10 protein-coding genes are annotated in these 13693 nt (G+C 61.8%); 7 read left to right on the top strand and 3 right to left on the bottom strand.

Going from position 1 to position 13693, the window contains the following annotated elements; translation table 11 throughout:
* Positions 1-220: 220 nt before the first annotated feature.
* From ACTJLB_RS13265 to ACTJLB_RS13250, 4 genes are all read left to right on the top strand, one after another.
* Positions 221-1225, top strand: coding sequence for a sugar ABC transporter substrate-binding protein (locus ACTJLB_RS13265; RefSeq protein WP_020068267.1), 1005 nt, complete (start codon positions 221-223; stop codon positions 1223-1225).
* A gap of 87 nt (positions 1226-1312) precedes the next feature.
* Positions 1313-2299, top strand: coding sequence for an ABC transporter permease (locus ACTJLB_RS13260; RefSeq protein ID WP_440783526.1), 987 nt, complete (start codon positions 1313-1315; stop codon positions 2297-2299).
* A gap of 72 nt (positions 2300-2371) precedes the next feature.
* Entirely contained in the window at positions 2372-3169 is a 798-nt protein-coding gene (locus ACTJLB_RS13255; protein WP_020068265.1) for an ATP-binding cassette domain-containing protein, read from the top strand.
* 30 nt (positions 3170-3199) lie between these two features.
* Positions 3200-4426: an ROK family transcriptional regulator gene (locus tag ACTJLB_RS13250; protein WP_088173618.1), complete on the top strand. Its 1227-nt coding sequence runs from the start codon at positions 3200-3202 to the stop codon at positions 4424-4426.
* A 21-nt stretch (positions 4427-4447) separates the two neighbouring features.
* Here ACTJLB_RS13250 and ACTJLB_RS13245 read toward each other — a convergent pair whose 3' ends face one another.
* Together ACTJLB_RS13245 and ACTJLB_RS13240 are read right to left on the bottom strand one after the other, a co-directional pair.
* Entirely contained in the window at positions 4448-7534 is a 3087-nt protein-coding gene (locus ACTJLB_RS13245; RefSeq protein WP_440783525.1) for a transglycosylase domain-containing protein, read from the bottom strand.
* Between the two features lie 192 nt (positions 7535-7726).
* Positions 7727-8776, bottom strand: coding sequence for a LysR family transcriptional regulator (locus ACTJLB_RS13240; protein WP_440783524.1), 1050 nt, complete (start codon positions 8774-8776; stop codon positions 7727-7729).
* Between the two features lie 200 nt (positions 8777-8976).
* Here ACTJLB_RS13240 and ACTJLB_RS13235 point away from each other — a divergent pair, with 200 nt between their 5' ends.
* The 3 genes from ACTJLB_RS13235 to ACTJLB_RS13225 all read left to right on the top strand — a co-directional run bounded on the left by ACTJLB_RS13235 (position 8977) and on the right by ACTJLB_RS13225 (position 12206).
* Entirely contained in the window at positions 8977-9909 is a 933-nt protein-coding gene (locus ACTJLB_RS13235; RefSeq protein WP_440783523.1) for a dihydrodipicolinate synthase family protein, read from the top strand.
* A gap of 72 nt (positions 9910-9981) precedes the next feature.
* On the top strand, positions 9982-11271 hold the full coding sequence (locus tag ACTJLB_RS13230; RefSeq protein ID WP_440783522.1) for an NAD(P)/FAD-dependent oxidoreductase: 1290 nt from the start codon (positions 9982-9984) through the stop codon (positions 11269-11271).
* A gap of 224 nt (positions 11272-11495) precedes the next feature.
* Positions 11496-12206 carry a TetR family transcriptional regulator gene (locus ACTJLB_RS13225; RefSeq protein ID WP_020068259.1) on the top strand — a complete coding sequence of 237 codons (711 nt, stop codon included), beginning with the start codon at positions 11496-11498 and terminating at the stop codon, positions 12204-12206.
* Between the two features lie 88 nt (positions 12207-12294).
* On the opposite strand, the gene ACTJLB_RS13220 is transcribed toward ACTJLB_RS13225, so the two are convergent.
* Positions 12295-13662 carry an MFS transporter gene (locus ACTJLB_RS13220; RefSeq protein ID WP_087753852.1) on the bottom strand — a complete coding sequence of 456 codons (1368 nt, stop codon included), beginning with the start codon at positions 13660-13662 and terminating at the stop codon, positions 12295-12297.
* Positions 13663-13693: the final 31 nt, after the last annotated feature.

The raw sequence follows: 13693 nt of genomic DNA, 5'->3' as shown, positions 1-13693 counted from the left end.
TCTCCAAGGTGCGTCAAGTTCGGTCCACGTCCAACGGGATTCCTTGACGCGCCTCTCCCCGCCTGCTGTACTAAATCAACCAAAGTGATTTAGGCGGCGTCCACGGTCCTACTTCGACCGCCCGGACGTGCCGCATTCCAGGTTGCGCCCGCGCAGCGTTCGCGTGTGCAACCGCCAGCAGTTCCAAGAACGTCATTGCCAATAACCGGAGGAGCGTCCCATGAATCTGAATTCCCGCAGGCTTCCTGTCGCCAGGAAGATCGTCTCGATGTGCGTCGCGGCGTCGGCGGTCTGGTGCGCGAGCGCAAGTCAGGCAGCCGACCAGCCGGTCGTCGGTCTCATCACCAAGACCGACACCAATCCGTTCTTCGTGAAGATGAAGCAAGGCGCGGAGGCGGCAGCGTCGAAAGACGGCGCCAAGCTGATTACCGCAGCCGGCAGATTCGACGGCGACAACGCGAGCCAGGTGACGGCAATCGAAAACATGATGACGGCTGGCGCGAAGGCGATTCTGATCACGCCAAGCGATACGAAGGCGATCGTGCCGAGCATCAAGAAAGCGCGCGCCGCCGGCGTGATGGTGGTCGCGCTCGACACGCCGACGGACCCGCAAGACGCCACGGACGCCCTCTTCGCGACCGACAACTTCAAAGCCGGCGTGCTGATCGGCAAATACGCGAAGGCGGCGTTGAACGGCAAGCCCGCGAAGATCGCCACCCTCGACCTCGCGCCCGGCGTCTCGGTGGGCGTGCTGCGGCATAACGGCTTTCTGGAAGGGTTCGGCGTAAAGCAAGGCGACCCTTCGATCGTATGCAGCCAGGACACCCGCGGCGATCAGGCGAAAGGCCAGACGGCGATGGAAAACTGCCTGCAGAAATCGCCGGATATCAACGTGGTCTACACGATCAACGAACCGGCGGCTGCGGGCGCGTATCGCGCGCTGAAGGCAGCGGGCAAGGACAAGAGCGTGATGATCGTCTCGATCGACGGCGGCTGTGAGGGTGTGCGCAACGTCAAGGCCGGTTCGATCGCCGCGACCTCGCAGCAGTATCCGCTGAAGATGGCCGCGCTCGGCGTAACGGCAGGCGTCGATTACGCGAAGACCGGCAAGAAGGTTTCGGGCTACCAGGACACGGGCGTGACGCTGATCACGGACAAGCCGATGTCCGGCATCGACAGCAAGGACACGACCTTCGGCCTCGACAACTGCTGGGGCAACAAGTAACACGCACTGTACGGCGGCCCGCTCGCCGGGCCGCCGGATGATTCGCCGCGCGGCGCACGCCACGCTCATGTTTCGAGGACATCCATCATGTCGACTCCTTCCGCTCCCGCGGGCCATCCGCGCCATTTCTCAGACCGTCTGCCGTCGCTTGCCGAAGTCGGGCCGCTCATAGCGCTCGTGCTGGCTTGCGGTTTCTTCATCTCGCAGAGCAGCCGTTTCCTGTCGTTCCAGAACCTCTCGTTGATCCTTCAACAGACGATGGTGGTTGCGGTGATCGCAATCGGCCAGACGCTGATTGTGCTGACGGGCGGCATCGATCTCTCCTGCGGCATGGTGATGGCGTTCGGCTCCATCATCATGACGAAGCTCGCGGTGACGTTGGGCTTGCCGCCCGCACTCGCGATTCTGTGCGGAATCGGCGCGAGCACATTGTTCGGCGTGCTCAACGGTGTACTCATTACGCGCATCAAATTGCCGGCGTTCATCGTCACGCTCGGCACGCTGAACATTGCGTTCGCGCTCACGCAGATCTATTCGAATGCGGAAAGCGTGTCGAATCTGCCGGACGCAATCATGTTCTTCGGCAACACGTTCAAGCTCGGACCCGCCGACGTCACCTACGGCACCGTCCTCACATTGCTGATGTATCTGGCCACGTGGTTCGTGCTGCGCGACACGGTGCCCGGCCGCCATCTGTATGCGCTCGGCAATAACGCCGAGGCCGCGCGGCTGATGGGTTTGTCGTCGCAGAAGATCCTGCTGACCGTCTACACACTGGCCGGCGCCATTTACGGCGTTGCTGCGTTGCTGTCGGTGTCGCGTACCGGCGTGGGCGATCCGCAAGCAGGCCAAACCGAGAACCTCGATAGCATCACGGCGGTAGTGCTCGGCGGCACGAGTCTCTTCGGCGGACGCGGATCGATTTCCGGGACGCTGCTCGGTGCGCTGATTGTCGGCGTGTTCCGCAACGGCTTGACCCTGATCGGCGTTTCTTCGGTCTACCAGGTATTGATCACCGGCATGCTGGTGATTCTCGCGGTGGCCGCGGACAAACTCTCTCATCGCCGCGGTTGAGCATTCAATCGCAACCTTATTGCATGGAGCCTGAGTCAGCGCGTGGCTAACTCAGGCCGACAGGAGCCCGTCATGTCGACAACTACTTCCGCTTCCGCCGCGTTGCCCGTTCTGCAGGCGCGTGGCCTCGTCAAACGTTATGGCAATGTGACCGCGCTCGACGGCTGCGACTTCGAAGTGCTGCCCGGCGAGATTCTCGCAGTGATCGGCGACAACGGCGCTGGGAAATCGTCGTTGATCAAGGCACTTTCCGGCGCGACGGTGCCGGATGAAGGCGAAATTCTGCTCGACGGCAAGCCCGTCAAATTCCGCAGTCCGCTGGATGCACGCGCGCAAGGCATCGAGACCGTGTATCAGGAACTGGCGGTCGCGCCGGCCATGAGCATCGCCGAAAATCTGTTTCTGGCGCGCGAGTTGGTCAAACCCGGCTGGCGCGGTTCGATCTTCAAGATGATCGACAAACGCCGCATGCTTGAAGAAGCGACTGCTCATATGAAGGATCTGCAAATCGGCATTCGCTCGATGCGTCAGGCGGTCGAAACGCTCTCCGGCGGTCAGCGTCAAGGCGTTGCCGTCGCGCGCAGCGCGGCATTCGCGCGGCATGTGGTGATTCTCGACGAGCCGACCGCAGCACTCGGCGTGAAGGAAGGCAACATGGTGCTCGAACTGATTCGCCGCGTGCGCGACCGCGGGCTGCCAGTGATTCTCATCAGCCATAACATGCCGCACGTATTCGAAGTCGCGGACCGCATCCATATTCAGCGGCTCGGCCGCCGCGCCGCGCTCGTCAATACGAAAGACGTGCATATGTCGGAGGCCGTTGCGATCATGACTGGCGCAAAAGAGGCCGACGTCAAGGCGATTGCATGATGCAATCACATCGCTGAGGGGCTCATGAGCATGGATACCACAGGCATGCGCCCGCCCCTCAAACGCACGGTCGGCTCGAATCAGGTCGGCATGCGGCAATTCAACGAGCGCATCGTGTTGCAGACGATCCGTCTGCATGGACCGTTGCCGAAGGCAGACGTGGGTCGTCTCACGCGTCTTTCGATGCAGACCGTGTCGATGATCGTCGATCGTCTGATCGACGATGGTCTGCTGGAAAAGCAGGCTCGAGTGCGCGGCAGAATCGGCCAGCCGTCGGTGCCGATTGCGTTGCGTGCGGACGGCGCGTACACGATCGGCATCAAGGTAGGCCGCCGCAGTCTCGACGTACTGGCGATGGATTTCGCCGGCCGCGTGGTATGTCGCGATGTGTTCGAGTACCCGTACCCTGATCCGCGCACGCTGTTTCCCGCACTCGAAAGCAAACTCGCGCGCGTGAATCAGGCGCTAGGCGCGAACGCCAGCAAAGTGGTCGGCGTGGGCGTGGCTGCGCCGTTGTGGCTCGGCGGCTGGCGCGATTTTCTCGGCGCGCCGCCCGACGCGCTAGACGCATGGCACGAGATCGACTTGCGCTCGCGCATCGCGACCATGACGGGGCTGCCGGTCGAATTCGCGAAGGACACGACAGCCGCGTGCGCTGCAGAACTCGTGATGGGCCAAGGGCGCGGCATTCACAACTTCCTGTATCTGTTCGTCGGCACGTTCATTGGCGGCGGCCTGGTAATCGACGGCCGCCTGCACGGCGGGCCGCACGACAACGCCGGCGCGGTCGGCTCTATTCCGCTGCGCGACGGCGGCGCGCGCAAACCTGCGCGGCAACTGTTGCACGCCGCCTCCGGTTTCGTACTGGAACGCCTGTTGAGCGACGCGGGGAAACCAGCAGCCGCCGCGCACGATCATCGGGCGCTGGCGCCGGAAATGTGGCGGCACACCGAGGAATGGCTCGATACCGCGTGCCCTGCGATCGCCAACGCGCTCACCAGCGCCGCTGCGTTGCTGGACCTCGAAGCGGTGGTGATCGACGGCGAACTGGACCGGCAAATGGTGCGCGAAATCATTCGCCGCACGGAGCGCGTGCTGGACCGATTCGAATGGGAAGGCATGGTGCGCCCGCAACTATTGGAAGGCGCAATTGGTGCCGACGCGCGTGCAATGGGCGGCGCAATTCTGCCGCTCTACGCGCACTTCGCGCCGGTGCACGAACTGTTTCTCAAACCTGCGACAGAAGCCGCATATTGATGTTGACGTACCGCGGCCGCTTCACTGCGCGACAACCTTCTCGACAGAGATAGAAGCGGTCTTTGCAGGCGCAGATTCGAGCAAGGGCTGCAACGCGGGCGCCATCGACTTCAGCAGTTGCACCGAAAGCGCACTCGTGAATTCATAGTGCGCCGCATACGGTTCGTGCACCCACGCGGTCAGCGTGCCGTAAAAGCGGTCGCCAATGGCGAATACGAACGTCGCACTGCGGTTCACCTTGCGCGATTCAATGAGGCGCGCGCCCTTGGCGAATACGTTAAAGCGCTGATCGCCCGTACCTGTCTTGCCGTAGACCTCCATGGTCCGGCCGTCCGGGAATGTCATGCCCTGCGCGAGACGCCGCGCCGTGCCGCCCGTCACGACATCGCGCAACATGCCCTTCACGATCCCCGCAATTTCAGGCGAAAGTTGCTGTTGCGGAGCGACGGACGCACGACGGAAATGCGTTTCGTACGGCGTGTCTTTCGCGAAGTCCAGTTGCGTGAGGTTCTCGGTCGGAACCTTGTTGCCGTCGTTTGCGATCAGGCCGATCAGTTGTGCAAGCGCTGCGGGTCTGTCACCCGATGCACCGATCGCAGCGGCATACGAAGGGGTAAGCGTTGCGAACGGATAGCCGAGCGCCTGCCACGACTTGCCGATTGTGTCGTACGCGCGCAGTTCGACCATGCGTTTGATGCGGCGATCCTGCGTTGCGTGATAGCGCGTCTTGAAGAGCCACGAATAAGTCGACAGACGCACATCGCTGCTGGCGTTCTGAATGTCGCTGAGCGTGGCGTTCGGATGTTCGCGCAGATAGTTGAGCGCCCACAGTTCGAGCGGATGCACACTCGATATATAGCCCCGATCGTTCAGGTTGAAGCGGTCGATTGCGTACTTCGCGTAAAGGTTCGCGAGGTCTTCGTCGTCGAGCACCGAAGCGGCTGGCGTATTTTTCAGCGCGGCGCGCATCTTCTCGTTGAACCATGCGTTGGACTCGTCGGGCGCAACGCTACGCAACACCGTGGCGATCTTGGGCGGCGATTTGCGCACGCCGAGCAGCAACAGCGCCAATGCCTGCTCTCGCGTTTTGCCGTGATACTTCGTGTAGAAACGATTCATGTACACACGGCTTTCCTGATCGGCGAAACGCGTCAAGTACATTTTGCGGATCGCCGGATCGCCGAGCCATTGCGACGATGGCCCCGTGGTTTGCACCATCTCGTAGTGGACGATATCGCGCATCAGCCGCACGAACACCAGATTCACCGAATGCTGGAACGCGCGACGGACAGTAAGAATGCGACCGTTGTCGTCGGATTCGAAGTTGTTGAAGGTTTGCGCGCCACCACCCGTGTAAAAGGTTTCGCCGGGACTCGCGGAGTACTTGCGCTCCACGGCCGCGTCGAGCATGGATTGAAGCGAGCGATCCTTGGTGTGCGAGAGATAGTCCAGCGCCCAGCGTGTCAATTGATCGCTCGGATCGGGCTTGATGGTTTTGAGTTCCGCCGCGCTTCGAGCAGCGTAACGCGCATGCAGCTGGGACACGATCTGCAAATACGTCACTACGGTACGCAGTTTTGCAGTGGATCCGAGGTTCAAACGTGCGCCTGAATTAATGTCGAACGGCTGGTTCACGCTGTCCGTTTGCACACGCACGAGATTCGCTCCGTCACGCCGCTCGAATAGCGTGAAGCTGTAGGCGATTTTCGACGGATCGTCCGATGCGCGCAGCATTTCGAAGCCGACAAGGCCCGCGGCCTTCGCGCCGTCGCGTGTGGCGGCAGCAGCGAGCCGTTCGCTCACGGCCTGCTGCACTGCGTTGTTGAGCGTGCCGGTGGCTTGCAAATCGAGCCGGTCCAGTTCGTAAAAGCTCGGAATGCCGAGCGCTGCGAGCAGGTTCGAGCGCATCGACGTAACTGCTTTGCGCGACACGAACGAGCCGGCGTTTTGAACGGGTTTGCCCGCGCGGTGCAAATCGACCGTGGCAGAAAGCGCCGCGTCGCGCAAAGCGGCGGAAATCACGCCGCCATTCGCGAGCAGCCGCAAATAACTGTCGGTCAATCGTTCGAGCTCGGGGTAACCGCGATGCAGGAAATAGGACGGCGCGCGCTGGGCGATCATCAGAGAAAGCACCTGGCGAAATGCCTCGCCTTGCTGCGGCAGGTTCTCTGTGGTTGCAGGAGCGTTCAGTATGCGGTTCACATCCGCGAAATCGCGTCCGTACCACGCGGCGAGACCGTCGCCCATGCCGCTGATTTCGCCGACGCCGGGTTGCGCCGCAAGCGGCACCGAATTCAGATAGTGCATGACGATCTGCCGACGCGCGGGCATGGTCTGCGGACCGTTCAGATAGGCACGCACCGAAGCGGACGCAATCTGCCTCAGCTTCTCCGGCGGCGTCGCGGTGCGGCCGCCAGCCGAGTGACGGAATTTCTCGATCTGCGTGGCGAGCGTGCTGCCGCCGGGCGCCGCCTGGTGATGGTTGAATACGCGTGCGCCCTGATCGGCCAGCGCGCGGCTAAAGCGGCCCCAGTCGATGGCCGGATTGCGGTTCGGTTGATTCGGATCGAGCAGATAACGGTCTTCAATAAACAGAAGCGAGTTGACGATGACAGGCGGAATCGCCTCGAAGCTGTCGTACACTCGCCCCGGAAAACTCGCGCTAAACAGAGGTGCGCCGGTGCCGTCGAACAGTTGCAAGCCGGCTTGGTCCTTCTCGGCGTACGGCAAGAAAAGGCTTCTATCTGCTATCGAAAGCATGCGCTCTGAATCCCGCGCCTGTGCGGTGACTTCGAAGCCGCGCTGCAGCAAGCGCTGCTGGATTGACGGCAGCAATGCGTAGCCGAGGCGGGTGTCGTACGGACCTTTGTCCGCCTCGGGAAAACGGATGGAATGGCTCGGACCATCGTCTACAGAGAAGGCGATGTCACGCGTGAGTTCGGAGAGGTAATGGGCCTGCAGTCGGGAAGTTTCTATTTCAAGTTCGCACAGGCGCACAACCCACGCCAATCCCAACAACAACGCCGCCGCCAGCGCCCATTTGAACCACTTACGCACCGAAGGGGTGCCGGTGGCGCGAAGCGGAAATCGAACCGATGGCCGATTCATGACTGCTCTCCCCGAATGGGCGCCAGCCTTTTCAATCCGACGCCCTCAAAGCAGTGTAGCGCGGGGGCACACGCGCAATTGGTTCGGATTTACCCCCAGTGTCGCCGCTACAACACCCGTCGCAAGAACATAGCAAAGCGCGAATTGCCGTGCGATATTCGACGTCTTGTCACGCCATGAAAAACCGCTGACTCAGGCAAGTTTTCGCTTCGCAGCTGCATGGGCGAATTTGCGCTCCGGCTTTGGCGCCAAGGTAGACGCCGACCGCGGCGCGCGTTGTGACTGACGGTTTTTTTCCGGCAAGTTCTCCTCTACTTGCATCTGCTGCCGCAGCAATTCCACGAAGCGCTCCGCAGGCGGCGACAGCACGCCGCCTTTACGCGTCACGACGCCGAACGTTTGCGAAGGCGACTTGAACGCAACCGGCACGCGACGCAGCATTTTTTGCCGAATAAACATGTCAGCAATGGCGGTCGGCAACAACGACACCAGATCCGCACTGCTTTGCAGCAGCGCGACGGTCACAAAAGTGGATGCAGTGGAGATCGGGTTATCCGGCATGGCCAGCCCCGCGAGATCCATTTCCCGTTCGAGCAGCGCGTGCAACGGCATATGCGATGGATAAACCACCCAACGGTGATCCGCCAGGTCGCTCAGCTGCACATTCTTTCGCGGCAGCGCCGGATGACCGTACCCGACCACGACGGACAACGGCTCGTCGGCGAGCGGACGATACTGGTATTTCGACGGATCCGCAGCCACGGCGGCTCGGCCGATCACGAGATCCAGGCGGCCGTCGTCGAGTTGAGCGAGCATGCGCGCGCTCGTGTTTTCCACCACTTCGATAGAAAGATTCGGCTGCCGCGCATGCAACTGGTTGATGGCCGGAATCACGCATTCGGGAATCGCGCCCATGATCGCGCCGATCGCAAGGCGCCCGCCGTGCCCCGAGCGAATTTCGGCAACGTCCTGACATAGCGCGGCGAGATCCGTCGCTACGAGGCGCGCGTAGCGGATCACGCAATGCCCGAGCTGGTTCGGGATCATGCCGCTTTTCGTGCGCTCGAAAAGCGGCGCTTCGAACATTGATTCGAGTTCCTGCAACGCTTTGCTTGCGGCCGATTGTGTCATGGACATCATGCCTGCCGCTTTATGCAACGACTTCTGGTCGTCGAGCGCGATCAGCAACTGGAGTTGCTTCATGCGCAGTTTGCCCAGCAGAACATTCAACGTATTTTTCATGAAGACGGCGGGTGAGTCGTAAAAGCGATCACGAGATGGAAACAATTCAATATACCTGCGTGCCGCGCAGTCGTATAGTCGGCGGCAATAAGCACCATGAGACCGCTTAACGCACTTCACGCAGTTGAAGCACTTGAAGCGCGAATCGCGACCGTCAGAGACACTTCCACCGCCTCATCACATTCCAAAGCGCCCATATCATGACTCGACCCGTTAATCCCGCGGCAATGCGCGGCGTGTTCCCCGTTGCGCCCACCATTTTCGACGACGCCGGCCAGCTCGACCTGGAAGGCCAGAAGCGCTGCATTGACTTCATGATCGACGCGGGCTCGAACGGTTTGTGCATTCTCGCGAACTTCTCGGAACAGTTCGCCCTTTCCGACGAAGAGCGCGAGACGCTGATGCACGTCGTGCTCGAACATGTAGCGGGCCGCGTACCCGTTATCGTCACGACCACGCATTTCAGTTCGCACCAATGCGCGGATCGTAGCCGCCGCGCGCAAGCAGCGGGCGCCGCAATGGTCATGATCATGCCGCCCTATCACGGCGCAACGATCCGCATCGGCGAGCGCGGCATTGAAGAGTTCTACCGCACGGTGTCCGACGCGATCGATATCCCGATCATGATTCAGGACGCGCCGGTCAGCGGTACGCCGTTGTCCGCTCCGTTTCTCGCCCGTATGGCCAATGAGATCGAACACGTGTCGTACTTCAAGATCGAAGTGCCGCAAGCGGCGAACAAGCTACGCGAGCTCATTCAGTTGGGCGGCGACGCGATCGTGGGACCGTGGGACGGTGAGGAAGCAATCACGCTGATGGCCGATCTCGATGCAGGCGCAACCGGTTCGATGACGGGCGGCGGCTATGCCGACGGTATCCGGCTGATCGTCGACGCCTATGCTGCAGGCGACACCGAAGCTGCCGCCGCTCACTATCAGCGGTGGCTGCCGCTGATCAACTACGAGAACCGCCAGGGCGGCCTCGCATCGTGCAAGGCGTTGATGAAGGAAGGCGGCGTGATTCGCTCCGACGCGGTACGTCATCCATTGCCGGCAATGCACCCGGCCACGCGTGAGGGACTGCTCAAAATCGCGCGACGGCTCGATCCGCTGGTGCTGCGCTGGGCTCACTAGAAGCGATAGCGGCGCCATAGAAGAAGCGGCGCGGCTGGACGCGGACATGCGATTGCCGCTACGCTAGCCGCCATGGAAAGTTTCTACGAAGCCACTGTTACACGCCCGTCCGCCTATGCGCCGCTCGTCGGCCAACATAGCGCGGACGTTTGCATTGTCGGCGGCGGACTTGCGGGGCTGTCGACGGCGCTAGGGCTCGTTGAGCGAGGCGTGAAGAACGTCGCGGTACTCGAAGCGCGGCAGGTCGGTTACGGCGCATCGGGACGCAACGGCGGCTTTGTGTTCGGTGGCTACAGCCTCGATTGTGCCGACCTGCTGAAAACGCTCGGCGCGTCTCGCGCGCGCGAGCTATATGCGCTTACCACCGACGCCGTCGATCTGATGCGGGCCCGCATCGCGCGTTACCGCATAGATTGCGATGTCACCGACGCCGGCGTAATTCTCGCGAACTGGTTCGACGAACCCGCGCGGCTAGAAGCTCAGCGTCGTCTGATGCTCGAATCATTCGGCGTCGACTGGGAACCGGTGGCAGCCGAACATCTGGCGCGCCAGTTGAAGACGCGCCGCTATCACGGTGGCCTGTTCGAGCGCAACGCGTTTCACTTTCATCCGCTGAAATACGTGCTTGGCGTGGCACAGGCAGCGGTCAGCGCCGGCGTGCGGATTCACGAGCAGTCGCCCGTCGTGCATTTGGAGCGCGACGGTGCGGGCTTCGTCCTTCGTACGCCGCAAGGCGTCATCGACGCGCGGCACGTCGTGATGGCGGGCGGCGGGTACGCGCGCAACATCTACGCGAAGGTGGAGCGCGCGGTACTGCCCATCGCCACCTATGTGATGGCGACCGAGCCCCTCGGCGCGCGGCTGCACGATGCGATCGACACGCGCGCGGCCGTCTACGACACGCGTTTCGCGTTCGACTACTACCGGCCTCTGCCCGACACGCGGATTCTCTGGGGCGGACGCATCTCGGTGCGCGACCGCGCGCCCGAAGTCATCGCCCGATTACTGCGGCGCGATCTGCTGAAGGTGTATCCGCAATTGCACGACGTGCGCGTGGACTACGCGTGGGGCGGTCTCATGAGCTACGCGCGTCACAAGATGCCGCAGATCGGTCGCACCGCGGACGGCGTCTGGCATGCGGTCGGCTTCGGCGGACATGGCATGGCACCTACCACCGTGTCCGGCGAACTGCTGGCCGCGGCGATTGCGGGCGAGCGTGCGGTTCCGGAGGCATTCGCCGCGTTTGGCCTCACACCCGCTTATGGCGCACTCGGTCTCGCCGCCGCTCAACTCACGTACACCGCGATGCAAACGCGCGACGTATTCGCCGCGCGCCGCACGCGGGCGCGCGGCTCCGTCTGAAAACACATCGTGTGGGCTGCGGCCGTGCGGCTTTGTCTGCACAGCTTAAGGCGCCGCCGGTGCGGCGTGCCGAGGCAGCACCGCGTCGATGCGGCCGGCTTCCGCGTATGTGCTCCAAACGCCGCCAGACCGCTGCGATATACCGCCTGTTTCGCGTAAAAACCCCGCGCCAGAGGCCATTTTCGCCATGCTAGAATGCGCGGTCACTGCCGCTCGAATACACAATGAAAAAGGGAAGCAAGGCCGCCGAGCCCGATACCAACGGCATCCCGTCCGACGCGCCGCGCAAAGACGCCCGACGTAGCGACGCCCGCCGCAAGTACGATCCCGAGCAGACGAAGCGCAATATCCTCGACGTCGCGACCCAGGAGTTCTCCGCGATGGGGCTGACGGGTGCGCGCGTCGATGCCATCGCGGAGCGCACCAATACCACCAAGCGCATGCTGTACTACTACTTCGGCAGCAAGGAAGGGTTGTACCAGGCGGTGCTGGAGAAGGTGTACGGCGACATTCGCGAGCTCGAACAGGATCTGCATGTCAGCGAACTCGACCCGGTCGAGGGCATGCGTGCGCTGGTCGAATTTACGTTCGACTATCACGACCGCCAGCGGGATTTCGTGCGCCTCGTCACGATCGAAAACATCAACGGCGCAAAGTATGTCGAGCAGGTCAAAAGCTTCAAAGGCCGCAACGTCACCGTCATTCATACAATCGAAGACCTGCTCGCACGCGGTATCGCGGCGGGCAAGTTTCGCAGCGACGTCGACCCGATCGACCTGCATCTGCTGATCAGTTCACTGTGCTTTCATCGCGTCGGCAATCGTCATACGTTCGGCACGGCATTTGGGCGCGATCCGTCACATCCCAGATTGCGCGCACGTCATCGCGCAATGATCGTCGATGCGGTGCTGCGCTTCGTTCGCAAGGAAAATTGACGAGCCTCTTATGGTCCACTTTCACGGACGAATGAAAAAAGGGACGTGGCCTGCGCCACGTCCCTTTTTTTCGCAGTCGAACGAGTGCTCAATCCACCAGCACGATCCGCTTGATATCGCCGACGATAAAGATGTACGACAGCGCGCCAATCAACGCAATCACGCCGATGAACACGAGCGCGCCGACAAACGACCCGGTCGCCGCGACGATAAAGCCGACCACGAGCGGCGTCACGATGCCGGCCAGATTCGCGGCGAAGTTGAAGATGCCGCCGGTCACGCCGAGCAGTCCTTCGGGCGCGATATCGGACACCAGCGTCCAGCCGAGTGCAGCCATGCCTTGCGCGAAGAATGCGACCGACAGGATTGCGATCACCGCGACGTTACTCTCCACATAATTGGCCAGAATGATCGTCGAGGCCAGCAACAGGCCGGCAATGATCGGCAGCTTGCGCGCGACGTTGGCGGACTTGCCGCGGCGCAGCAACCAGTCGGAGAAGAGCCCGCCGAACATCACGCCAATCGACGCCGCGATGAACGGCATGATCGCGAAAAAGCCGATCTTCAGCCAGCCCATATGACGTTCGGTGGCGAGGTAAGTCGGGAACCACGTGAGAAAGAACACGAGCGTCGAGTTGCCGGCGAACTGACCAAGACAGATACCCGTCAATTGACGATGCTTGAGCAGGCGGCCAATGGTGCGCCATTCAAAGCCGCTTTTCGCAGGCGCCGCAGCAGCGCCATTATCCTTGTGACGGTGCGTGAGACCGCCACCTGCCTCGATATAGTCGAGCTCCGCCTGATTCGCGGACGGATGATCTCGCGGCTCGCGATACATCAGCCACCAGATCACACCGAACACGATACCCACGCCGCCCACCACGTAAAACAGCGAACGCCAGCCGAATGCGCCCATCAGCATGAACAGGAACGGGCTGAAAAACGCGAGGCCGATATATTCGCCGACGGTGTAGGTGCCGGTCGCCATCGCGCGTTCGCTCTGCGGGAACCACGTCGCGACCACGCGGCTATTGGTCGGGAAACACGGCGCTTCCGAGACGCCGAGGCCGAGGCGAAACACGAACAGTCCGGCAATGCCGTGCACGAGCCCTTGCGCGAGCGTGCACAGGGACCAGAAAGTCATCGAGAGGAAGTAAGTGAGCTTGCTGCCGAAGCGGTCCAGGAAGAGGCCGCCAGGAATCTGAGAAGCAACGTAGCTCCACGAGAACACCGAAAACAGCAGCCCCATCATTGCCGCGTTGATGCCGAGTTCTTTGGTCAGCTGCGGCGCGGCAATGCCGAGCACCGTACGGTCGAGATAGTTGATCATCGTGCCGACGGCCAGCAACCCCAGTATCTGGTAACGGGCTTTGGAGCGTCGCGCGGTGCTGGCAGTGGTGCTTGCGCCGGCCTGACGCGTCACGTCGGCCGGTCTGGTTTGAGTCGATTGCGGCATGGGGTTGTAGTCTCCTCTCATTGATCGTCTA

This window comes from Paraburkholderia sp. 22098, from assembly GCF_052045935.1.
Classification (GTDB): Bacteria; Pseudomonadota; Gammaproteobacteria; order Burkholderiales; family Burkholderiaceae; genus Paraburkholderia; species Paraburkholderia caledonica.
This window is presented reverse-complemented; position numbering and strand designations above follow the sequence as displayed.

Excerpts from the sequence above, each read along its gene's own strand:
- ACTJLB_RS13265 (WP_020068267.1), top strand. The coding sequence starts at position 221 with ATGAATCTGAATTCCCGCAGGCTTCCTGTCGCCAGGAAGATCGTCTCG.
- ACTJLB_RS13260 (WP_440783526.1), top strand. The coding sequence starts at position 1,313 with ATGTCGACTCCTTCCGCTCCCGCGGGCCATCCGCGCCATTTCTCAGAC.
- ACTJLB_RS13255 (WP_020068265.1), top strand. The coding sequence starts at position 2,372 with ATGTCGACAACTACTTCCGCTTCCGCCGCGTTGCCCGTTCTGCAGGCG.
- ACTJLB_RS13250 (WP_088173618.1), top strand. The coding sequence starts at position 3,200 with ATGGATACCACAGGCATGCGCCCGCCCCTCAAACGCACGGTCGGCTCG.
- ACTJLB_RS13245 (WP_440783525.1), bottom strand. The coding sequence starts at position 7,534 with ATGAATCGGCCATCGGTTCGATTTCCGCTTCGCGCCACCGGCACCCCT.
- ACTJLB_RS13240 (WP_440783524.1), bottom strand. The coding sequence starts at position 8,776 with ATGAAAAATACGTTGAATGTTCTGCTGGGCAAACTGCGCATGAAGCAA.
- ACTJLB_RS13235 (WP_440783523.1), top strand. The coding sequence starts at position 8,977 with ATGACTCGACCCGTTAATCCCGCGGCAATGCGCGGCGTGTTCCCCGTT.
- ACTJLB_RS13230 (WP_440783522.1), top strand. The coding sequence starts at position 9,982 with ATGGAAAGTTTCTACGAAGCCACTGTTACACGCCCGTCCGCCTATGCG.
- ACTJLB_RS13225 (WP_020068259.1), top strand. The coding sequence starts at position 11,496 with ATGAAAAAGGGAAGCAAGGCCGCCGAGCCCGATACCAACGGCATCCCG.
- ACTJLB_RS13220 (WP_087753852.1), bottom strand. The coding sequence starts at position 13,662 with ATGCCGCAATCGACTCAAACCAGACCGGCCGACGTGACGCGTCAGGCC.